This window comes from Parahaemophilus parainfluenzae (assembly GCF_001055095.1).
GTDB lineage: Bacteria > Pseudomonadota > Gammaproteobacteria > Enterobacterales > Pasteurellaceae > Haemophilus_D > Haemophilus_D parainfluenzae_Z.
On the sequence record NZ_JVHG01000010.1, the window covers coordinates 91,235 to 112,949 of the forward strand.

Consider the following 21,715-nt stretch of genomic DNA (forward strand, 5'->3'; position numbering starts at 1 on the left):
TTACTCGTAATATTTATTGATTGCTTTACACAATCCGTTAGTAAAAATAATGCTTAATAAAATGGTGAAAATAATAGCAAAGCCCGGTAATAAAACTGTCCAAGGGGCAAGATAAATCAGCTCTAACGAATCTTTAATCATTGCGCCCCATTCTGGCATTGGACGTTGTGCACCTAGAGAAATAAAGCTGAGTGCTGTAATATCTAAAATAGCAACTACAAAAGCGCGAGAAATTTCTTGCGTATAGACGACACTAATATTCGGTAAGATTGTCGTTTTTAATAATTCCCAGTTTGAAATACCATCTAATTTCAGTAAGAGAACGTAATCTTTCTTTAGTTCTTGCTGAATCGCTTGATAAATCGCATGGACAAAATACGGCAAAATAGCCAACATAGTGGCAAACATGGCGTTTATTAAGCTTGGTTCCATTAATGTAGAAATGATAATAGCAATCAGCAAAATGGGGATAGATAAAAACGCATCAAAAATATGACCTAAGAAACGAGATTTAATCCCTTCTGACATACCGGCAAGAATACCTAATGCGCCACCAATAATTGCCACAGCAATGACCACTAAAAGAGAGGAACCGAGAGTATATTGTGTCCCCATAATTAATCGACTGAGTACATCACGACCAAGATCATCTGTACCAAAGAAAAAAGCAATACGACCTTTTTCTACCCAAGATGGCGGCATGAGTTCTTCTCCCACAAATTCCATGCTTTCGCTATAAGGCATAATGAGTTTAGGAAAAAGTGCGGTCAAAATCAGAAGACAAAATAAATAGAAACAGAATAATGCCACGCGATTCTGACGGAAAAGCAACCAAATCTGAAAGAAGGAGGTGCTTTCGCGAAATTCATCAGGTTCTCTATCTTGCATACCAGCCCTTCTTATTCAATGGATCTAACACAAACATGAGCAACTTGGCGAAGGTATCAATAATAATGATACAAATACCAATTACCACGACACCGGCAGAAATACTGTTGTAATCTTGTTGGGTTACGGCATCAATGAGCCAACGCCCAATTCCCGGCCAACCTAATACTGTCTCAACCAACATACATTGCGTTAACACTAAGGTAAATACACGCGTAAGTTGTGGAATCAATAATGGAAAAGTATTGCGGAAAACATAACGTCTTAAAATCACCCATTTTGACCAGCCACGTGTCGCTGCTGCTTTAGCATATTCTTGTTGAAGTAAATAATCTGCTCGTTGCTGAATGATGCGGATAAATTCCATGGTCGGCAGAATACAAAGCACTAATGTAGGCAAGGCTAGATGTTGTAAAACATTTTGTACGATTTTAGTTCGGTAAGGCACATCTACAAACCACACATCAATAATAGGGAAACCCGTGATAGGTTTGATTTCATAGAGTAAATTATATTGCCCAATGGCTGCGATCTCCCAGCTTTGAATCGCTGCTACATAAAGCAAAATTGGTGCAAACCAGAAAATCGGAATAGACAAACCAACATTGGATATACTCTGCAATGTACGTGAAAAAACACGTTGATTATAGACCGCACTTAATACGCCGAGAGGAATACCTAAGATACAAGCCAATAAAAGTGCGGTAAAACAGAGTTCTAATGTAGGTGGTAATACCGTAAAAATTAAATCTTTTAAGGATTCTCCACCGTTATAGGTAATCCCTAAATCGCCCTGTAACAATGATGTAAGGTAATGATAATAAGCACTATAAATGTTATTTGTGACAAGATCTGCATTGAGTGGATCTCGCATTAAAATCACAAAACTTAATACGGACAGAATCAATAATAAAATGGTTACCCAAATCACATGACGGATCGCTGAAACGAGCATTATTTATTCTCCTTATTTTTCATGAAATACAAGGTAGAAAAATTGATGCTACCAAATGGGGTCATTTCAATTCCTTTTACATTACCACGTGCGACTAAAAGTCTTTTGACGTTTGCAATTGGCACAATAGGTAATTCGTTTAAAATGAGCTCTTGCGCATTGTTATACGCTTTAGAACGTTCATACAAATGATTGGTGGATAGTGCACGATCCATCATCTTATCGAATTCAGGGTTACACCAATTGGATAGATTAGTGATTTCCTTTTGTGTATCACAACTTAAAATTGGGCGCATAAAACCGTCAGGATCAAGGTTTCCAGCAAGCCAACCCGTTAAGATTAAATCGTAATCTTCTGTGCCTTTGCGCAATTGTTCGATTAAAAACGTGCGTGTTACTGACCGCACTTTAACATCCACTCCCGCTTTGGCTAAATCCCATTTGATGAGCTCTGCCATTTTAATTGGTGCAGGGTTATATACTTGCTCTTCGTTTATTACCCACATCTTTAACGTGAGCTTTTTATCGCGTAACGTTTTTTCCGCTTCTGAGGGTTGATAATCATAAGAAAAATCAGGCGTATTAATCGCAGAAGCCCAAGATATATCAGGGATAATGTTATTCGCTACGGTTGCTGTATTGTGGTAAATATTTCGCACAATTCTAAAACGGTTTAAACTTTGCGAAATAGCTTGACGAATAGTTTTATCCTGCATTAATGGCTTTTGGAAATTGAAAGCCAAATAGGCTAGGTTCATTCCATCCGTAGATTGAAGATAATAACGGTCGTCCTTCTCACTTAGCAAACCGAGTTGGCTGACTTCAGGATAAGAGGCGATTTGACATTCATTATTAAAGAATTTAATTAAACGCCCTGTACGATCTGCAGAAAGATCCACAATAATATTTTCAATTTTGGCTTTCTTTTCCCAATAAGCTTCATTGCGTATCAAGCGAACATATTGGTTATAAACGTAATCTTTTACTTGATAAGGCCCCGTGCCAACAGGGTGTGTGTCCAATTGGGTGAGATTATCATCTGCACTTAATTGATACGCATATTCTTGAGAGAAAATAATAGAATATTGACTGGCAAGATGCGACAGAATTGACGCATCGGGTTCAAACAGTTCAATTTTGACCTGATAAGGATTCGTTGCTGTGATGCTTTTAATTTTTTGATTCAGCTTAATACTTTCAAAATACGGAAAGTGTACCTTCTTAGCTTGTTCGTGGAAGATTCTATATTGTGGATTTTTATAGGTTACTTCATTATCTGAAAATGTAGGCAAGTAAGTATCATGCCCTAAAACACGATTAATCGAAAAGACCACATCTTCCGCATTAAAGTCACGAGTTGGTGTAAACCAAGGAGTACGATGGAATTTCACCCCTTTACGAAGATTGATGAGAATTTGTTTACCATCAGATGAAAGAGAATAGGATTGTGCTAACACTGGAACGAGTGCGGCACTGTGATCTTTAATATCAAACAGTTTGTTATAAATTTGCTCTGTCACTACATTCATACTCGTGCCGGCATCGGCAGTTTGCGGGTTAAAAGAAAAACCCGATGCATTCGTGCAGTATGTTAAGCCGTTTTCTGTCAGCATTTTGGGTATGCTAGGGGCGGCTTGTGCCAGATTAATTTGGCTCAACCCACACAATAAAAAACAAAAAGTGACATTTCGACGTAACATAGCTTTATTATTAAAGACCGTTTTGTGATAAATTGAGTGAATTGTAAAATATCTTGGCAAAAATGGCTAGTTATTGGATTTTTAGGATATGTTTAAATCAATTAATCGGGAAATTAATCAAATAATCAATCGTGGATTTGACCGCACTTTACGTTTAGCTGTGACAGGGCTAAGTCGAAGCGGTAAAACAGCCTTTATTACGAGTTTGATTAATCAATTGTTACATATTAATCAAGAGGGAAATGCACATCTTCCTTTATTTGAGGCTGCTCGAAATCAATCTATTTTAGCGGTAAAACGTGTTCCTCAGCAGGATTTAAGTATTCCACGTTTTGATTATGAAGCGAATTTCAATGATTTAATGAATAATCCACCACAGTGGTGCCAATCTACTCGAGGCGTAAGTGAAACACGCCTGGCTATTCGTTTTGAACGCCAATCGGGCTTACTTCGCCATTTTAAAGAACGTGGCACATTATATTTGGATATTTTTGATTACCCTGGTGAATGGCTATTGGATTTACCTTTGCTGAATTTAGATTTTCAACAATGGTCATTTGAACAAGCCAAAATTACATCAGGTATTCGCCAGCAGTTTGCTCAAGATTGGTTGGATAAACTGAAAAAACTCGACCTAAGTGCGGTCGTCAATGAAGATGTTTTAGCGCAGATTGCAAAATCTTATACCGATTATTTGCTTGCCTGCAAAGCAGAAGGAATGCAATTTATTCAACCTGGCCGATTCGTCTTGCCTGGAGAATTAGAAGGTGCACCTGTATTGCAATTTTTCCCGTTATTGCACTTGTCGGAAGAACAATGGTTAAAACTGAAAAAAGAGGCGAAATCCAATAGCTATTTTGCCATGTTAAATAAGCGGTATGATTATTATCGTAATAAGGTGGTGAAAGGCTTTTATGAAAATTATTTTTCTACTTTTGATCGCCAAGTTATTCTAGCCGATTGCTTAACGCCACTGAATCATAGCCAACAAGCTTTTATTGATATGCAAACAGGGCTTAATCAGCTTTTCAAAAATTTCCATTATGGAAAACGCAATTTACTTAATCGTTTGTTTTCCCCGAATATTGATAAGCTCATGTTTGTGGCAACAAAAGCCGATCATATCACAACAGATCAAATTCAAAACTTAATTAGTCTGATGCGCCAATTGGTGCAAGAGGGTGGCCGTCATGTAGAATTTGAAGGGATTGATACAGAATATACGGCAATTGCTGCGATTCGAGCGACAAAACAGGTTTTAGTTAATCAAAACGGTAAACAAATTAAAGCTATTCAAGGTGTGCGTTCTTTAGATAAGCAACTGATTACCCTTTATCCGGGTTCTGTTCCAAGTAAACTACCTAATGCAGAGTTCTGGTCAAAACAATCTTTTGATTTTGATTCCTTTGAACCTCAAGTTTTACAACAGGGTGAAAGCATCCCTCATTTAAGAATGGATGCAGTCTTGCAGTTTTTATTGGCGGATAGGTTTGATTGATAGAAAAATCAAATCAATTTAATTGTCAAATATTTAATATAAACCACTATTTTTTTATTGGTATTTAGGTAGAATTAATTTGAGTCTTTCTAAAGTAAAGGAGCTTATGATGAAAATGAAAACTCTCTTAGCATTAGCAATCAGCGGAATTTGTGCTGCTGGCGTGGCAAATGCACATGACCATATGGCAAAACCAGCAGGTCCTTCAATCGAAGTAAAAGTACAACAATTAGATCCTGCAAATGGTAACAAAGATGTAGGGACTGTAACTATTACTGAATCAAATTATGGTTTAGTGTTTACACCAAATCTACAAGGTTTAGCTGAAGGTTTACATGGTTTCCACATTCATGAAAATCCAAGCTGTGATCCAAAAGAAAAAGACGGCAAATTAACAGCAGGTTTAGCGGCTGGCGGTCACTGGGATCCTAAAGGCGCAAAACAACACGGTTACCCATGGCAAGATGATGCTCACTTAGGTGACTTACCGGCTTTAACTGTATTACATGATGGTACAGCAACTAACCCTGTTTTAGCGCCACGTCTTAAAAAATTAGATGAAGTTCGTGGTCATTCTATTATGATTCACGCGGGCGGTGATAACCACTCAGATCATCCAGCTCCACTTGGTGGTGGCGGTCCACGTATGGCGTGTGGCGTGATTAAATAAGTCGATTTCTAAAGACAAAAAAGTGCGGTCAATTTTGACCGCACTTTTTTATGGTATTTTCCTACTACCAAGGCTCTCACTGTTTCTTTCAATTTCTTTACTTTCTTCTTCATTCAAAATTTCATAAACATGATATGAATTAATAATCTCATAATCTTTTCCTGCATGAGCTACAAACTTACTTGAGCTTACATGTTCGTAACAAGTATTAAAAAACCATGCCTCATCACAATATATACTTTTTGTATTTGGTAAGATTATTTCACTCTCAGCTGGTACAATAAATTCCCGATAACTTTGTTCTGCATATTTTTTGTAAAGCTTAGGTTTATTTGGCATGCCAAGAGAAATAATCTCCTTATCTGCTACATATCCATCAAGTAGAAATACTTTAAAGCCATATTCTTTATATTTTCCATTCTCTACTACTTTGAAATTCGTATATGATTGTCGTTGCTCCCCTTTTTCTCGTTCGAGAATGACTCTAATTCTTGCATGTTTTTGTGGGTTGTATTGAGTTATAGGTGGTCTAGTTACAATTTGAGCACAGCCAATGATAAGAAAGCTTAAAAATAAAATGAGATAATTTTTCATACTTTTAGATAAGTGTATAATTTATTTAACCACTTCCGCCGTATATTCCAGTTTGTGAATCGCATGAATCAATTGCTCATCAGAAACTTTCGGATCTTCTACAACAGTCACAGTTCTATCTTTAATAGAGGCTTTAGTGGAAATCACGCCATCAATATTGCGTAACTCTTTATTCACTAAATAAGCACAAAGCTGGCAGTTCATTTCATTTACTTTTAGCACAACTTGCTTTGTTTCTTCTGCCTGTGCAACAGAGAAGGTGAACAATGAGAGCAAAAGTGCGGTCGTTAATTTCTTCATTTTTTGTTCCTAATTAGAAAGCTCTAAAATCCACGGTAAAATGGTTGGATAAGTTAAGAAAAAGAGCATGACGATAAATACAATCCAATACAAAACAATGAGCTTTTTACGGGAAATGTATTTGCTGCAAATGATTTTTTTGGAAAACATCAGCAACCAAAAGCCGTAGGCAAAGGCGCATAGTGAAACGATAAGCATCGGAATGCGTAAATAATCATATTCACCCAAGCCAATCAACCATGTGGATGACACGCCAAATACTAAATAGATTAAAGGCGCAATACAGCACAAGGTTGATGCCACCGCAGCACTTAGCGCGGTGGCAATCGCAACCCAAAAAGATTTATTAGAGCTTTTTAGAGATGTAGTCATATTTAAATTCTTTCGGGTCAAAGGAATTTAACGGGTCACCACCCACTTCAGCGTACGGATAGCCAAAGTTATTGAGTGGGGCAAGTTCTGGTTGCGGATATAAATCGAAGTCGCGAGCATGGTTAAAGCCTACCCAGTTAGCTTCCCAGTTACCGAATAGGTATTTGGCAACGGCTTGTGTATCCTTATCGTCAACCGATTTTTTCTCTGCTAAACGCATTTTTGCCACGTCTGCAGAATCAACAGGCACCCAGCCGAAGCCCGCAAGATAGAACTCAGCACGACAATGCTGACCACCGCTTACGTTTGCTACGCCATGTTCGTCCGCACTACCGAATGCACCTTTGGAGTATTTGCCCATTTTATCCGCCGCACCTAAACGAATACCGAAAATTTCACGAGCAGGAATACCGCTGGCACGAGCAAGTGCAACGAAAACAGAGTTAATATCAGTACATTTACCTTTTAACACACCAGTGGTCAGAATTTTTTCTACATCACCATCGCCACAGCCTAAAACGGAATTATCACGTTCCATATTATTGACGATCCATTGGTGAATCAACTCAGCTTTTTTCAATGGATTAGTTTCAGTGCCCACAATTTTATCGGCGAACTGTTTCACAATGCCATCAGTTTTAATATGTTGAGTCGGTTTTAAATATTCTTGTACATCAACAGAATAGTGAATCTCTTTTGGTGGCTTGTAATTTTCTAATGCACCTTTAACCATAGGTTCACGATCTTTGGTTTCAATCACCATTGTGATTTTTAAATCGCGTTTTTGTGCATCTTTATCCCAAGTTGCAAAGAGCGTTTTCGCACCATATTTGTTGTTTTCTGTCACATAGGCATCCAAATAGTTACCTTCAAAATGGATAGATTTTACCTGTTGATACTCACCATTAAATGGTAAAGGCACCCACAGATTCGCTTGTCCTTGCGAACCTTTTGGCGCAACTAAGTCATAAGTTTGAGTGAATTCATACAGATGAGAATCGGTATTGTAGTTTGGAATGTCGGTATTGGCGTAAGCCATGGAACATGCGGAGAGTACCGCAGTGGCGATAAGTTTCTTCATGAAAAGATCCTTCTTAGTTAACAGTTAAAACTTAACACATTAGATAAACTAATTGTGGACATGACTATAGTAGCTCATTTTATTTTCTAGTCAATATTGCTTTTTTATTTCAGCCATTTAAGATTTGCTAAAGAAATTCGAAGTAAAATACCGTTTCTATTTTTATTGGAAAGAATAATGACAAAACAAATTTTCACACAATCTCAACAACCAGAAGAGGAAGAAATTCTGCCTAAGCAGGAATTTTATAATGTTGAAACAACCATCGATAATGAACCTTTAGAAGGGGAGTTATTGGACGAGCAATTTGAACAAATAGTGAAGCCAAAAGCGAGTGGTTGGAAAACGGTTTTAAAATTGACCGCACTTTTATTTTTAGGGGCGACGGTTGCACAATCTGTTCAATGGATTTGGGACAGTTATCAGAACCAACAATGGATTTACCTTGCTTTTGCGTTAGTGAGTTTTGTGGTAGTGCTGTTTGGTTTATCTGAAATTATCGCAGAATGGCGACGTTTAGTGAAACTCAAAAAGCGTTTGAATTTACAAGAACAAAGTCAGCGATTAATAGGTGAAAGTGCGGTTAAAAATCATCAAGTTTTTTCTGAACAGGATAGCGAGAAAGGAAAAGCCTTGTGTTTATCGATTGCCGATACCTTAAAATTGGATTCGCAACATCCCTCAATTGTCCAATGGGAAAAACAGCTGAATGAAAGTTATTCTGCTCGCGAAGTCACCCATTTATTCAGTAAGACGGTGTTACAGTCTTTTGATCAAAAAGCGAAAAAACTGATTACAAAAATGTCGGCAGAATCTGCTGTGATTGTGGCAATTAGTCCTTTGGCCGTTATTGATATGTTTTTTATTGCGTGGCGAAATATTCGTTTAATCAATAAAATTGCAGCGATTTATGGGATTGAGCTTGGGTATTTTACCCGTCTTCGTTTGCTCAGAATGGTGTTAGTGAATCTTGCTTTTGCCGGTGCGACTGAAATCGTGCAAGATTTAGGGATGGATTGGCTTTCGCAAGATATTACCGCAAAACTTTCTGCACGAGCTGCACAGGGGATCGGCGTGGGAGTATTGACAGCTCGATTAGGCATTAAGGCTATGGAGTTTTGTCGTCCACTGGCATTTGATAAAGCAGAAAAGCCAAAACTTTCTCATGTTCAAAAAGAATTGCTCACGGTAATGAAAGATACGGTGCTAGGCAAGAATAAACTGAAAGAAAAAGAAGAAGTGTAATAAAAAAGTGCGGTTAAAATTGACCGCACTTTTTTGTATAAAAGAGATGATTAAAGTCCCGCTTTCAAGCTGGCCTCAATAAAGCGATCAAGATCGCCATCTAGTACGGCTTGCGTATTACGATTTTCAACGCCTGTACGGAGATCCTTAATACGTGCATCATCTAGCACATAAGAACGAATTTGGCTGCCCCAACCGATATCCGATTTATTATCTTCCATCGCTTGTTTGTCCGCATTTTTCTTTTGTAACTCAAGCTCATACAATTTCGCTTTTAACTGCTTCATAGCTTGATCTTTATTCTTGTGTTGAGAACGATCGTTTTGACATTGCACAACAATCCCACTTGGCATGTGAGTAATTCGCACCGCACTTTCAGTTTTATTGACGTGCTGACCACCCGCACCAGATGCACGATAAACGTCAATACGTAAATCAGCCGGATTGATTTCAATATCAATATCGTCATCAATTTCTGGATAAACGAAAGCCGCTGCAAATGATGTATGGCGGCGATTGTTGGAGTCAAATGGGCTTTTACGTACTAAACGATGAATCCCTGTTTCTGTGCGTAACCAACCGAAAGCATATTCACCACTAACACGAATCGTCGCTGATTTTAAACCCGCCACATCACCATCGGATACTTCCATTAATTCTGTTTTAAAGCCTTTGCTTTCAGCCCAGCGAAGGTACATGCGAAGTAACATTTCTGTCCAGTCCTGCGCTTCTGTACCACCGGAACCTGCTTGTAAATCGACATAACAATCGCACGCATCATGTTCACCGCTAAACATACGGCGGAATTCTAATTTTGCAAGTTGTTGTTCAAGTTCGTCTAATTCAGCAACGGCTTCATTGAAGGTCTCTTCATCTTCAGCTTCAACGGCTAATTCAAGCAGCCCTTCAACATCCTCTAAACCTTGTTCTAAATTCTTGATGGTATCAACCACTTGTTCAAGTGAAACGCGTTCTTTCCCAAGCGCTTGAGCTTTTTCAGGATCGTTCCACACATCGGGTTGTTCTAATTCGGCATTAACTTCTTCTAAACGCTCAACTTTTGCATCGAAGTCAAAGATACCCCCGAAGCACAGATGTGCGCTCGGAAAGGTCGGCGATTTTGTTTTTGATTGGATTAATTTCAAACATAATAAATAAACCTCTATAAGCGGCAGAAGTATAAGTCATTTTCAGTTTTTTGGGTAGTTTGGCTTGCACAAATCATCGATCCATTTATAATTCTAATCTTTGTTGTTTAGATATTTAGGAATAAAAATGAAAAAATTACTGACCGCACTTTTAATCACTGCTTCTGCCACTGCGATGGCGACTGATGCTGAGATTAAATCGAAATTACAAGCATTAGGTGCGAAAAATATTGAAGTGAAAGATTCACCGGTAAAAGGCCTTAAAACAGCGGTGACTGATCAAGGCATTTTATATGTAAGTGAAAATGGTCAATATGTTTTGCAAGGCAAAATGTATGAATTAACAAATAAAGGCCCAGTTGATGTGGCAGGTAAACTTTTAGCGGATAAAGTGAATGCGTTAAAAAACGAAATGATCATTTATCCGGCAAAAAATGAAAAATATGTTGTGACCGTATTCATGGATATTACTTGTCATTATTGCCATATCCTTCATCAACAAGTGAAAGAATATAATGATTTAGGTATTACCGTTCGTTATCTTGCATTCCCACGTGCTGGAATGAATGAAACAGCTCGCCAAATGGAAGCCATTTGGACAGCGAAAGATCCTGTATTTGCATTGAACGAAGCAGAAAAAGGTAACTTACCAAAAGAATTGAAAACACCTAACATTGTGAAAAAACAGTATGATTTAGGTGTACAACTTGGTGTGAAAGGTACGCCAAGTATTGTGACTTCAACAGGTGAAATGCTTGGGGGATATTTAAAACCTCAAGATTTATTAGCTGTGTTACAAGAATCAGCACAATAATTGTTAGTAGTGAGGGCGTATGATATACGCCCTTAAAATATTCATATCATCAAAGCACATATCGAATGTTCCTTTAGTGGTCATTTTTAATAACAAAATACTGTGAAAAAACTCATCAAACGTCGTGAAATTCCTGCCGGAAATCCTGTTTCAGATAATGCATTACTCGATCGTCTCTATCGTTCTCGTCATATCAAAAATAGCCAAGAATTAGACCGCACTTTGCAATCAATGCTGAACCCTAATAAATTATACGGTATTCAACAAGCCGTGGATTTATTGTTTGAAGCTTATCAACAGCAACAAAAGATTGTTATCGTCGGTGATTTTGATGCCGATGGAGCAACCAGTACGGCACTTTCAGTATTAGCTTTGCGTATGCTTGGCTTTACTGATGTGGAATATCTTGTGCCAAATCGTTTTGAGCAAGGGTATGGATTGAGTGTGCCAGTTGCTGAAATGGCAATGGAAAAAGGCGTGCAGTTATTGATGACGGTAGATAACGGAGTATCCTCCTTTGAGGGCGTGGCGTATTTAAAAGAGCAAGGGGTGAAGGTGTTGATTACCGATCATCACTTACCGCCAGAAATACTGCCAAATGCTGATGCCATTGTTAATCCAAATTTGCAACAATGTGATTTCCCTTCAAAATGTTTAGCCGGCGTAGGCGTGGCGTTTTATTTAATGCTCGCTTTGCGTGCTAAATTTCGCGAATTGGGTATTTTTACGGCAGAAACACAACCTAATTTTACTGAATTACTGGATTTAGTCGCGCTCGGCACAATTGCAGACGTTGTTCCCCTTGATCAAAATAACCGTATTTTAGCCCATCAAGGCTTGATGCGAATTCGTGCGAAACGTTGTCGACCAGGAATTATTGCTCTCGCAGAAGTGGCTAATCGGGAAGTTGAAAAACTTTGTTCGGCTGATTTGGGTTTTGCGATTGCTCCCCGTTTAAATGCTGCGGGTCGATTAGATAATATGTCTGTTGGTGTGGAGTTATTACTTACAGAAAGTATGCAAGAGGCTAGAGCGCAAGCCTTAGATTTGGATAGTTTAAATCAAGCCAGAAAAGAAATTGAGCAAGACATGAAGTTAGAAGCCTTAGAAATTTGCCGAAATCTCACCGCACTTTCTGATGAATTACCTATGGGGATAGCCTTATTCCAGCCAGATTGGCATCAAGGCGTATTAGGCATTGTAGCTTCTCGAATCAAAGATCAATACCATCGACCCGTTATTGCTTTTGCACAAGATCAAGAAGGTATTTTAAAAGGTTCTGCGCGTTCAATTGAAGGCTTGCATATGCGCGATGTATTAGAGCGCATCCATTCCCAACATCCTGATATGATTTTAAAATTTGGCGGTCATGCCATGGCAGCAGGATTAAGCATTAAAGAAAGCTTTTTCCCTGATTTTCAAAAGATTTTTAATCAAACGGTGCAAGATTGGTTAAATGAAGATCAATTACAAGGTGTAATTTGGACGGATGGCGAACTTCAAGCAAATGAATTTAGTATTGAAACAGCAGAAGTGATAAAATCTGGCGGACCTTGGGGACAAGCTTTTCCTGAGCCTGTTTTTGATGGTGAGTTTAAAATTTTTGAGCAACGTGCTATCGGACAAAATCAAAATCATTTAAAAATGCTTGTTGAGCCTAAAAATGGTGGTCCATTATTAGATGCCATTGCGTTTAATATCGATACTCGGTATTATCCCGATTTGTCGATTAAGCAGGCAAAATTTGCTTATAAGTTAGAAATTAATGAGTTTCGTGGAAATCGAAACGTCCAATTATTAGTCGATTATATTGAACCAATTGGTTAATTTATGAAAAAAGTTTGGCAGAATAAATTATTAAAAGGATCCTTTGCAATGATATTGCTGAGTGTGACGAATGTCGCATTCGGTGAAGTCAGTGCAAAGGATTTTTCTGCCAAAAATCCACCGCACTTACCACCAGCGAATGTCGCACAGTTTGAAGATGGTCGAGATTATTTTTCATATCAAGAACCGATTGAACAAGCCAAAAGAAGCGATCGTAAAATTCCGATCCAATTTTTCTTTGATTATGACTGTCGAGTTTGTTCTTCAGCGCAAGACATCTTGCAGCTTTATAGCCAAATTCGCCCAAATAAAGTGGCATTAGATGAATACCCGGTTGCTACGAACGAAGCAAAATTTTCAGCGACAATATTTTATACCTTACAGCGTTTAAAAGTAGGCGAGTTGTCAGATACGCTGTTATTTGAAACCTCTGAAAAGGCACGTTATACCGAATTATCGTCATTAGATAAGATGCGTGAATGGATAGTCTCGCAAGGGATCAGTAAAGCTGAATTTAATAAGGTCGTGCATTCTTCTGAAGTAAAAGAAGATGTGAATAATGCCATTAATTTAACAGAAGAATATGGCGTATTTACGTTCCCTTATGTGGTTGTGGGCGGAAAATATGTGCTCACCGCAAGTACATTATATAACGATGATTATGGCGTCGCGGTATTAGATTTCTTAGTGAATAAACTTGAGCAAGAAAGGAAAAAATAATGAAAATCGGGATTGTTGGTGCAATGGCACAAGAAGTGGAAATTTTATCCCAATTAATGACAGATAAAAAAGAAACAAAAGTGGCAAGTGCGGTCATTTTTGAAGGCAAAATTAATGGTAAAGAAGTCGCATTATTGCAATCAGGGATAGGTAAGGTCGCTGCGGCTATTGGTACCACCGCTTTATTGCAATTGGCTAGACCGGATGTGGTCTTAAATACGGGCTCAGCAGGCGGTGTTGTAAAAGGCTTAAAAGTAGGAGATATCGTTATTTCTGATGAAACCCGCTATCACGATGCCGATGTGACGGCATTTGGCTATGAAAAAGGTCAATTACCCGCAAATCCAGCGGCTTTTCTTTCAGATAAAAAATTAGCAGATTTAGCCGATGAAATTGCACAATCACAAGGGCAAAATGTAAAACGTGGTTTAATTTGCTCGGGCGATAGTTTTATTAATAGTGAAGAAAAAATTGCTCAAATTAAAGCAGATTTCCCTAATGTAACAGCAGTAGAAATGGAAGCAACAGCGATTGCACAAGTTTGTCATGCCTTTAACGTACCTTTTGTGGTCGTTCGAGCTATTTCTGATGCAGGCGATGGCGCAGCAAGTATGTCATTTGAGGAATTCCTTCCGCTTGCAGCAAAACAATCATCGGCATTAGTGTTGGGAATGATAGATAGATTGTAAGCTTATATATAAAATCATTATATAATAGGGAAATCAGTTATTAGATAGCCTTTTATAAAACACATAAAATCAAAAGCCTCCGTTAATGGAGGCTTATTTTTTATAACAATAAAAGGATTATCAAAATGCTAAACATCATACATAAAACTCTTGTGGGAGGATTGCTGTTATTGTTGTCTTTCTTTTCACAAGCTAATGACGCAAGCCCTTTACGAGTAGGAATTGATTTAACTTATGCTCCTTATGCTTACTTAGATAATAAAGAGGCTAGCGGATTTGATCCTGATTTAATGCGATTACTTGGAAAAAATCTGAATCGTCCTGTCGAGTTTAAAGACACTCGAATTGAAAATATTATTATTGGATTAAATGCTGGACATTATGATCTTGTTGCTTCAGCTTTATATGTTAATCCTCAACGAGCGAAGCAAGTTGATTTTCTCCCTTATTTACAAACGGGAGGCGTTCTTGTTGTTCGAGGTAACGATAGCTTTTCTCCACAAAAATTAGAGGATCTTTGTGGTAAAAGCATTTCTTCAATGAAAGGTGCAGCTTGGATTCCAACGATGAATGAGGTTTCAGAAAAGTATTGTGCGCCTAAAAATCTAAAACCGCTTATTGTGAAAGAGTATCCGAGTGCACCAGAGGCTGCTCAAGCACTTTTATCTGGTGGTGTTGATGTTCAGTATGAAGACGCAGCCGTTGCACAGATGGTGATTAATCAATTAGGTGATCGTTTAAAAATTACAAATAAAGAACAGTTATATCCAGTATTGATTGGACTTGCTTTTAATAAGAATGACTTATCAGGTAAGGCTGTTATTGCACATGCGATAAAAGATACTTTAGAAGATGGTTCATATGAAAAATTACTAAAAAAATATAACCTTGAGTTTCCAAATGAAGCATTATTAAAACAAAATGGACTAGAAAATGCCTTAGATAATGCGATTCTAGCTAGTGAAAATGGAAATGATAAAACGATATCAAAAGGTTTTAACTGGTCATATTTAGCAAGCTTATTCGTAAATACTGATTTCTGGAAAGCTGTTTTAACCGTATTTGAGTTAAGTACATTAACTTGGATCTTTGCTGTTATTTGGGGATTTTTTCTTGCGCTTGGAACTCAATCGAATAAAAAACTAGTTAATAAATTTTCGAATACTTATATCTGGTTGTTTCGTAGTTTACCTTTATTAGTGTTATTAATTTTTATCTATAATGTGCCTCAATTCTGGAGTGCTAGTTCTGTTTTATTATCAAATCCATTTATTGCAGGTTTAATTGCTATGGTGCTCAGTGAATCTGCTTATATAGCAGAAATTCATCGTGGAGCCTTATCCTCTATACCTAAAGGTCAATATGAAGCCGGTAAAGTATTAGGAATTCGATTCTGGGGGCTTCAACGTTTAATTATTATTCCTCAGGCATTAAAAGTAGCGTTACCTCCACTAACTAACCAGTATATTACAATTGTAAAATTAACTTCTCTTGTTTCGGTAATTTCTTTAACTGAGATTTTATTAGTCGGACAACAGCTTTATACACGTAACTTTTTAGTATTAGAAACTTTGCTTGCTGTTGCATTTTATTACATTATTATCGTGAGTTTCTTGTCTTGGGTGCTAAAAAAAGTTGAAAGCAAATTAGATGTATCTTTAATTAAAAATGAAAATTATGCTGAGATTAATATCGATAAGTCAGCATTAGTACCTTATAGTATTTTAAAAACTGAACATGCTAATAGCGATGAAGCATTGAGTGTACATGGAGTAAAAAAATCCTTTAACGGCGTACAAGTTCTAAAAGGTATTGATCTTTCTTTAAAATGGGGTGAGGTACTTTCAATTATTGGTTACTCAGGATCAGGTAAAACAACGTTAATTCGAAGTATTAATGGTTTAGAGTCGTTAGATGAAGGAAGTATCAAATTAGAAGGAGAGGACTTTATCAATGGTAGCCATTTTGTTTCAAATTCAGTGGGTAAAATTGTGAATTTAGGAATGGTATTCCAAAATTATAATTTATTTCCGCATAAGACAGTGTTAGAAAATCTTCTCCTTGCTCCTGAGTATCATAATAAACCTAAAGATGAGACTCGATTATTGGCTTTAGCAATGCTTGATAAAGTAGGAATGTTGCAACATGCCAATAAATATCCACATCAATTATCGGGTGGACAACAACAGCGAGTAGCTATTGCAAGAGCTTTGGTCATGAAACCTAAAATTATGCTGTTTGATGAGCCAACTTCGGCATTGGATCCTACACTAGTTGGAGAAGTATTGCTTGTTATGGAAGAACTTGCAAAAGAAGGAATGACAATGATTATTGTGAGCCATGAGATGCAATTCGCAATGCGGGTATCAGATAAAATTGCGTTTATGGATTCTGGTGAAATAGCATTTTTACAAACACCAAGTGAGTTAAGAAATAATGATGATCCTCGAATTCGTCGATTTATTAATAATGAAATTTTACGTAACGATTTTGTAATTTAAAGGAGTGAAAATGAATAAAGATTTTCCTGAGTTTGTCGAGATTGGTATTTTACAGCAACGTAAAATTGAAGCAGAGATAATTAAACCTATTTACGAAATAATGAAACGTGAATTTGGTTTAGATAAAGCTAAATCAATCATAGAGGAAGCTGTAGCTAATGCTGCAATTGATGCAGGAAAGGAATATGCCAAACGAGAACCTAATGGTACGAGTGTAGAGAGCTTTGTGGCCTTACAATATTTATGGGAAAAGGATGATGCATTACGTATAGAGGTTATTAATAATGATCATTATAAATATGATTATAATGTACATCGTTGCCGTTATGCTGAAATGTATAAAGAAATGGGATTAGAAGAAATTGGTTTCCTGCTTTCTTGTAATCGAGATAGCAAATTTATTGAGGGATATGCACCAAATGTGAGTTTAAGTCGACCTCATACAGTCATGAATGGTGATGGCTTTTGTGATTTTAGATATCGATTACAAGAAGAGTCAGCTAAAAATGAGGAATAGCATGGATGTTAATAATTCAAGATTACTTCATTTGTTAGATGTGTTTTCTCAATTTGGGAAAACCCCCTTAAATGGTGTAACAAGACTTGCATTAAGTAGTGAGGATAAACTTGCAAGAGATTATTTGATTAAACTTTCCAAAGAGGCAGGCTTTTCGATAAAAATAGATGCAATTGGTAATATTTTTATTCGCCGTAGTGGAAAGGATAACCAATTAGCGCCAATATTAATTGGTTCTCATGGTGATTCTCAACCATTAGGTGGCCGTTACGATGGTATTTATGGGGTGTTAGCTGGATTAGAAGTGTTATTGTCATTAAATGATCATAATATCGAAACTGAGCGACCAATTGATCTTGTTATGTGGACAAATGAGGAAGGGGCTAGATTTTCTCCTGCTATGTTGGGAGCTTCAGTTTTTATTGGTAATTTATCTCTTATAGCTGCATTATCTGAAAAAGATAAGGGCGGTATTTCAGTGGAGGAAGCTTTAAATAATATTAATTATTTAGGTACAGACGATTTTTCATCATATCATCCTTATGCTGTATTAGAGCTTCATATCGAGCAAGGACCTGTTTTAGAAAATAATCAGACTGAAATAGGTGTAGTAACTGGTGCATTAGGACAGAGCTGGTATCAAATCAAATTGATGGGGTTATCTTCTCATGCTGGAACTACACCAATGAATATGCGTCAAGATGCATCAGTAGGCATGGCAAATGCAATAGTCAAATTTAATAAATTAGGTTTGAGAGAAGTAGTTAATCAGGGGCGTGTGACTGTTGGCCAGATTAAATTAACGCCAAATTCACCTAATGTAATCCCAGGTGAAGCTTATTTTACGCTAGAGGTTCGTCATCCTAATGAACAAAGTTTAATAAATATCGAAAGGGAAATTTATGCGATTTTGAATGATATTGCTCGAGAAAATAATTTAGTGTTTGATATTAAGAAAGTTGTTTCTTTATCTCCAGTTAAATTTAATTCAGAGTTGATTAAAACGATCCAAGAAAGTTGTGATTTATTAGGTTATTCTTGGGAGTATATTGTTTCTGGAGCTGGTCATGATGCATGTCAATTAAATCATAAATTTCCAACATCAATGATATTTATTCCTTGTGTTAATGGATTAAGCCATAATGAGGCAGAAAATATTACAGATGATTGGTGTCAAAAAGGAGCAAAAGTATTACTTGATTCGACAGTAACTCTGGCTAATCAAATTTAAAAAGCAATAATGTGGAGAATAAGGTAAAATTCTCTACATTATTATTTTAACTGGAGATTTTTATGGGGATAATCATCACCGTTGATGGCCCAAGTGGTGCAGGGAAAGGAACACTTTGTTACGCATTGGCAGAAAAGTTAGGTTTTACCTTATTAGATAGTGGCGCCATTTATCGCGTGACGGCATTGGCTGCACTGAAACGCCATGCAGACTTAACCGATGAAGAAGGATTAGCGGAGTTAGCACGTCATTTAGATATTCAGTTCATTCCAAAGAATGGAGAAGTCAATGTGCTTTTAGGTGGAATGGATGTGAGCCATTTGATCCGTACGCAAGAAGTGGCGGAAGCCGCCTCAAAAGTGGCGGTTTTCCCAAAAGTGCGGTCAGCTTTACTGCAACTTCAGCAGGATTTTAGCAAAAATGATGGCCTGATTGCGGATGGGCGAGATATGGGAACCGTGGTTTTCCCAAATGCACAAGTTAAACTATTTTTAGACGCGAGTGCGGAAGAACGTGCAAAAAGACGCTATAAACAGTTGCAAAATAAGGGAATTAATGGTAACTTTGCACAGATTTTAGCCGAGATACAAGAACGCGATTTTCGTGATAGAAATCGTGAGGTTGCGCCATTGAAACCGGCTGATGATGCTTTATTGTTAGATAGTACAACATTGAGTATTGATGAAGTCATTGCTCAAGCGTTAGTTTATATTCAAGAAAAAGCGTCAATTTCGATTTAACTGTTTATTCAAGGAAGAATAGACATTTATCCTCAACCCCGCATTTTATGGATCTTAATGTGGATGTTATTAACTTAAATTAAGAAGATTATTTATATGTCAGAATCTTTTGCTCAACTCTTTGAAGAATCATTAAAAGGCCTTGAAACCCGTCAAGGTTCAATCGTTAGCGGTACTGTTGTTGCTATTCAAAAAGGCTTTGTACTTGTTGATGCCGGCTTAAAATCTGAATCTGCAATTCCTGTTGCTGAATTCCAAAACGCTCAAGGTGAACTTGAAGTTAAAGTTGGCGACACAGTAAACGTAGCTTTAGATGCAGTTGAAGATGGTTACGGCGAAACTAAACTTTCTCGTGAGAAAGCTGTTCGTCACGAATCTTGGATTGAATTAGAAAAAGCTTACGAAGAAAAAGCGACCGTTATCGGTTTAATCAACGGTAAAGTGAAAGGCGGTTTCACAGTTGAGTTAAACGGTGTTCGTGCATTCTTACCAGGTTCATTAGTTGATACACGTCCTGCACGTGAAGCTGATCACCTACTTGGTAAAGAATTAGAATTCAAAGTAATCAAATTAGATCAAAAACGTAACAACGTTGTTGTTTCTCGTCGTGCAGTGATCGAATCTGAAAACAGCCAAGAACGTGAACAAATCCTTGAGAACCTCGCTGAAGGTTCAGAAGTTAAAGGTATCGTTAAAAACTTAACTGACTACGGTGCATTCGTAGATTTAGGTGGCGTTGACGGTTTATTACACATCACTGATATGGCTTGGAAACGTGTTAAACACCCAAGCGAAATCGTGAATGTAGGCGACGAAGTAACTGTTAAAGTATTAAAATTTGACAAAGATCGTACTCGCGTATCTTTAGGCTTAAAACAATTAGGTCAAGATCCTTGGGTTGCTATCGCTGAAAACCACCCAGTAAACAGCAAATTAACGGGTAAAGTAACTAACTTAACTGACTACGGCTGTTTCGTTGAAATCTTAGATGGTGTTGAAGGTTTAGTTCACGTTTCTGAAATGGATTGGACTAACAAAAACATCCACCCATCTAAAGTTGTAAGCTTAGGCGATACAGTTGAAGTAATGGTGTTAGAAGTTGATGAAGAACGTCGTCGTATTTCTTTAGGTTTAAAACAATGCAAACCTAACCCATGGACTCAATTCGCTGAAACTCACAACAAAGGCGACAAAGTTACTGGTAAAATCAAATCAATCACTGATTTCGGTATCTTCATCGGTCTTGAAGGTGGTATCGACGGTTTAGTTCACTTATCTGACATTTCTTGGAATGTTGCAGGTGAAGAAGCAGTTCGTAACTACAAAAAAGGTGACGAAGTTTCTGCAGTAGTATTAGCAGTAGACGCAGTGAAAGAACGTATTTCTTTAGGTATCAAACAACTTGAAGATGATCCATTCAACAACTTCGTAGCAATCAACAAAAAAGGCGCAGTAATTTCTGCAACTGTTGTTGAAGCTGACGCTAAAGGTGCTAAAGTTGAATTAGCAGGTGGCGTTGAAGGTTATATCCGTGCAGCAGACTTAACAAACGAAGTGGCAGCAGGTGATGTAGTTGAAGCGAAATACACAGGTGTTGATCGTAAAGCACGTATCGTTCACTTATCTGTAAAAGCGAAAGATCAAGCTGAAGAAGCAGCTGCAGTTGCAAACGTGAATAACAAACAAGAAGATGTTGCTATTCCAAACGCAATGGCTGAAGCTTTCAAAGCTGCTAAAGGTGAATAATTAATTCACATAAATAAGGCTGGGTCATTGACTCAGCCTTATTACTACCAGCTATAATTAACAAGGATTTAGCGGTAATTTATTATGAACTAATGCATTACCTGTAAGTCTTAATAACAAGTTTAAGTATAAATTTAAAGGAGAGTTGACGATGACTAAATCTGAACTAATTGAAAATCTATCAACAAAGCACCCAACTTTATCCGCAAAAGAAGTAGAAGGTATTGTAAAGGATATTCTTGAACTCATTGCACAATCTTTAGAAGAAGGTAATCGTATTGAAGTGCGTGGTTTTGGTAGCTTCTCTTTACACCATCGTCAACCGCGAGTGGGCCGTAATCCTAAAACCGGTGATTCTGTAAAATTAGATGCTAAATCTGTACCGCACTTTAAAGCAGGTAAAGAATTAAAAGATCGTGTAAATGTTTTTGCTTAAACATACCAATCGATATCAATAAAACGACACTTAGGTGTCGTTT

The 21,715-nt window shown here is 37.4% G+C and carries 21 protein-coding genes; 13 read left to right on the forward strand and 8 right to left on the reverse strand.

Annotation, left to right across the window (positions count from 1 at the left end; translation table 11 throughout):
* From ADA56_RS02440 to ADA56_RS02450, 3 genes are read right to left on the reverse strand one after another with little or no spacing between them, the layout of a single operon-like run.
* A complete protein-coding gene (locus ADA56_RS02440) occupies window positions 1–888 on the reverse strand; it encodes an ABC transporter permease subunit (RefSeq protein ID WP_049369009.1) in 888 nt (295 codons plus the stop codon).
* Window positions 878–1,843 (reverse strand): ABC transporter permease, encoded by a 966-nt coding sequence (locus tag ADA56_RS02445; protein WP_049369010.1) that lies wholly within the window; start codon window positions 1,841–1,843, stop codon window positions 878–880. The genes ADA56_RS02440 and ADA56_RS02445 overlap by 11 nt, the downstream gene beginning before the upstream one ends.
* On the reverse strand, window positions 1,843–3,543 hold the full coding sequence (locus ADA56_RS02450; RefSeq protein WP_049369011.1) for an ABC transporter substrate-binding protein: 1,701 nt from the start codon (window positions 3,541–3,543) through the stop codon (window positions 1,843–1,845). The genes ADA56_RS02445 and ADA56_RS02450 overlap by 1 nt, the downstream gene beginning before the upstream one ends.
* 88 nt (window positions 3,544–3,631) lie before the next feature.
* Between ADA56_RS02450 and ADA56_RS02455 the strand changes: the two genes are divergently transcribed.
* Complete coding sequence (locus tag ADA56_RS02455) at window positions 3,632–5,041, forward strand: YcjX family protein (protein WP_049369012.1); 1,410 nt, start codon at window positions 3,632–3,634, stop codon at window positions 5,039–5,041.
* Between the two features lie 109 nt (window positions 5,042–5,150).
* Window positions 5,151–5,711, forward strand: a complete 561-nt coding sequence (sodC, locus tag ADA56_RS02460) for a superoxide dismutase family protein (RefSeq protein ID WP_005695896.1) — start codon at window positions 5,151–5,153, stop codon at window positions 5,709–5,711.
* A 48-nt stretch (window positions 5,712–5,759) separates the two neighbouring features.
* On the opposite strand, the gene ADA56_RS02465 is transcribed toward sodC, so the two are convergent.
* The 4 genes from ADA56_RS02465 to ADA56_RS02480 are packed head-to-tail and all read right to left on the reverse strand — an operon-like array spanning window position 5,760 to window position 8,058.
* Window positions 5,760–6,305 carry a hypothetical protein gene (locus ADA56_RS02465; RefSeq protein ID WP_049369013.1) on the reverse strand — a complete coding sequence of 182 codons (546 nt, stop codon included), beginning with the start codon at window positions 6,303–6,305 and terminating at the stop codon, window positions 5,760–5,762.
* Window positions 6,306–6,326: 21 nt separating this feature from the next.
* The gene (locus ADA56_RS02470; protein WP_049369014.1) at window positions 6,327–6,605 is read right to left on the reverse strand and encodes a heavy-metal-associated domain-containing protein; all 279 of its coding nucleotides are present in this window, start codon (window positions 6,603–6,605) and stop codon (window positions 6,327–6,329) included.
* Window positions 6,606–6,614: 9 nt separating this feature from the next.
* Complete coding sequence (locus tag ADA56_RS02475) at window positions 6,615–6,977, reverse strand: mercuric transporter MerT family protein (RefSeq protein ID WP_005695901.1); 363 nt, start codon at window positions 6,975–6,977, stop codon at window positions 6,615–6,617.
* Complete coding sequence (locus ADA56_RS02480; RefSeq protein ID WP_049369015.1) at window positions 6,952–8,058, reverse strand: transglutaminase-like domain-containing protein; 1,107 nt, start codon at window positions 8,056–8,058, stop codon at window positions 6,952–6,954. The genes ADA56_RS02475 and ADA56_RS02480 overlap by 26 nt, the downstream gene beginning before the upstream one ends.
* Window positions 8,059–8,235: 177 nt before the next feature.
* Between ADA56_RS02480 and ADA56_RS02485 the strand changes: the two genes are divergently transcribed.
* Window positions 8,236–9,303 (forward strand): TIGR01620 family protein, encoded by a 1,068-nt coding sequence (locus ADA56_RS02485; RefSeq protein ID WP_049369016.1) that lies wholly within the window; start codon window positions 8,236–8,238, stop codon window positions 9,301–9,303.
* Window positions 9,304–9,353: 50 nt separating this feature from the next.
* On the opposite strand, the gene prfB is transcribed toward ADA56_RS02485, so the two are convergent.
* A protein-coding gene (prfB, locus tag ADA56_RS09670; protein ID WP_111406587.1) for a peptide chain release factor 2 occupies window positions 9,354–10,452 on the reverse strand; the annotation gives its coding sequence in 2 pieces (ribosomal slippage) (window positions 9,354–10,376 and window positions 10,378–10,452; 1,098 coding nt in all).
* A 126-nt stretch (window positions 10,453–10,578) separates the two neighbouring features.
* Here prfB and dsbC point away from each other — a divergent pair.
* The 10 genes from dsbC (at window position 10,579) to ADA56_RS02540 (ending at window position 21,672) form a co-directional block, all read left to right on the forward strand.
* On the forward strand, window positions 10,579–11,265 hold the full coding sequence (dsbC, locus tag ADA56_RS02495) for a bifunctional protein-disulfide isomerase/oxidoreductase DsbC (RefSeq protein ID WP_049369018.1): 687 nt from the start codon (window positions 10,579–10,581) through the stop codon (window positions 11,263–11,265).
* A 102-nt stretch (window positions 11,266–11,367) separates the two neighbouring features.
* Window positions 11,368–13,092: a single-stranded-DNA-specific exonuclease RecJ gene (gene recJ, locus ADA56_RS02500; RefSeq protein ID WP_049369019.1), complete on the forward strand. Its 1,725-nt coding sequence runs from the start codon at window positions 11,368–11,370 to the stop codon at window positions 13,090–13,092.
* Between the two features lie 48 nt (window positions 13,093–13,140).
* A complete protein-coding gene (locus ADA56_RS02505) occupies window positions 13,141–13,812 on the forward strand; it encodes a thiol:disulfide interchange protein DsbA/DsbL (protein WP_049369124.1) in 672 nt (223 codons plus the stop codon).
* Window positions 13,812–14,501, forward strand: coding sequence for a 5'-methylthioadenosine/adenosylhomocysteine nucleosidase (locus tag ADA56_RS02510; protein WP_049369020.1), 690 nt, complete (start codon window positions 13,812–13,814; stop codon window positions 14,499–14,501). The genes ADA56_RS02505 and ADA56_RS02510 overlap by 1 nt, the downstream gene beginning before the upstream one ends.
* A gap of 125 nt (window positions 14,502–14,626) precedes the next feature.
* Complete coding sequence (locus ADA56_RS09675; protein WP_080972320.1) at window positions 14,627–17,002, forward strand: ABC transporter permease subunit; 2,376 nt, start codon at window positions 14,627–14,629, stop codon at window positions 17,000–17,002.
* Window positions 17,003–17,012: 10 nt separating this feature from the next.
* Window positions 17,013–17,519, forward strand: coding sequence for an L-2-amino-thiazoline-4-carboxylic acid hydrolase (locus tag ADA56_RS02520; protein WP_049369021.1), 507 nt, complete (start codon window positions 17,013–17,015; stop codon window positions 17,517–17,519).
* Window position 17,520: 1 nt separating this feature from the next.
* Window positions 17,521–18,750, forward strand: a complete 1,230-nt coding sequence (locus tag ADA56_RS02525; protein WP_049369022.1) for a M20 family metallo-hydrolase — start codon at window positions 17,521–17,523, stop codon at window positions 18,748–18,750.
* Between the two features lie 62 nt (window positions 18,751–18,812).
* A complete protein-coding gene (gene cmk / locus ADA56_RS02530; protein WP_049369023.1) occupies window positions 18,813–19,490 on the forward strand; it encodes a (d)CMP kinase in 678 nt (225 codons plus the stop codon).
* Window positions 19,491–19,586: 96 nt separating this feature from the next.
* Window positions 19,587–21,236 (forward strand): 30S ribosomal protein S1, encoded by a 1,650-nt coding sequence (gene rpsA, locus ADA56_RS02535; RefSeq protein WP_049369024.1) that lies wholly within the window; start codon window positions 19,587–19,589, stop codon window positions 21,234–21,236.
* 151 nt (window positions 21,237–21,387) lie between these two features.
* Complete coding sequence (locus ADA56_RS02540; RefSeq protein ID WP_005695916.1) at window positions 21,388–21,672, forward strand: integration host factor subunit beta; 285 nt, start codon at window positions 21,388–21,390, stop codon at window positions 21,670–21,672.
* The last annotated feature ends 43 nt before the right edge of the window (window positions 21,673–21,715 follow it).

Coding starts and splice junctions, on each gene's coding strand:
- ADA56_RS02475 (WP_005695901.1), bottom strand. CDS start 6,977: ATGACTACATCTCTAAAAAGCTCTAATAAATCTTTTTGGGTTGCGATT.
- ADA56_RS02525 (WP_049369022.1), top strand. CDS start 17,521: ATGGATGTTAATAATTCAAGATTACTTCATTTGTTAGATGTGTTTTCT.
- ADA56_RS02505 (WP_049369124.1), top strand. CDS start 13,141: ATGATATTGCTGAGTGTGACGAATGTCGCATTCGGTGAAGTCAGTGCA.
- ADA56_RS09675 (WP_080972320.1), top strand. CDS start 14,627: ATGCTAAACATCATACATAAAACTCTTGTGGGAGGATTGCTGTTATTG.
- ADA56_RS02445 (WP_049369010.1), bottom strand. CDS start 1,843: ATGCTCGTTTCAGCGATCCGTCATGTGATTTGGGTAACCATTTTATTA.
- ADA56_RS02470 (WP_049369014.1), bottom strand. CDS start 6,605: ATGAAGAAATTAACGACCGCACTTTTGCTCTCATTGTTCACCTTCTCT.
- ADA56_RS02510 (WP_049369020.1), top strand. CDS start 13,812: ATGAAAATCGGGATTGTTGGTGCAATGGCACAAGAAGTGGAAATTTTA.
- rpsA (WP_049369024.1), top strand. CDS start 19,587: ATGTCAGAATCTTTTGCTCAACTCTTTGAAGAATCATTAAAAGGCCTT.
- ADA56_RS02485 (WP_049369016.1), top strand. CDS start 8,236: ATGACAAAACAAATTTTCACACAATCTCAACAACCAGAAGAGGAAGAA.
- ADA56_RS02520 (WP_049369021.1), top strand. CDS start 17,013: ATGAATAAAGATTTTCCTGAGTTTGTCGAGATTGGTATTTTACAGCAA.
- cmk (WP_049369023.1), top strand. CDS start 18,813: ATGGGGATAATCATCACCGTTGATGGCCCAAGTGGTGCAGGGAAAGGA.
- ADA56_RS02540 (WP_005695916.1), top strand. CDS start 21,388: ATGACTAAATCTGAACTAATTGAAAATCTATCAACAAAGCACCCAACT.
- ADA56_RS02450 (WP_049369011.1), bottom strand. CDS start 3,543: ATGTTACGTCGAAATGTCACTTTTTGTTTTTTATTGTGTGGGTTGAGC.
- ADA56_RS02440 (WP_049369009.1), bottom strand. CDS start 888: ATGCAAGATAGAGAACCTGATGAATTTCGCGAAAGCACCTCCTTCTTT.
- ADA56_RS02455 (WP_049369012.1), top strand. CDS start 3,632: ATGTTTAAATCAATTAATCGGGAAATTAATCAAATAATCAATCGTGGA.
- sodC (WP_005695896.1), top strand. CDS start 5,151: ATGAAAATGAAAACTCTCTTAGCATTAGCAATCAGCGGAATTTGTGCT.
- dsbC (WP_049369018.1), top strand. CDS start 10,579: ATGAAAAAATTACTGACCGCACTTTTAATCACTGCTTCTGCCACTGCG.
- ADA56_RS02465 (WP_049369013.1), bottom strand. CDS start 6,305: ATGAAAAATTATCTCATTTTATTTTTAAGCTTTCTTATCATTGGCTGT.
- ADA56_RS02480 (WP_049369015.1), bottom strand. CDS start 8,058: ATGAAGAAACTTATCGCCACTGCGGTACTCTCCGCATGTTCCATGGCT.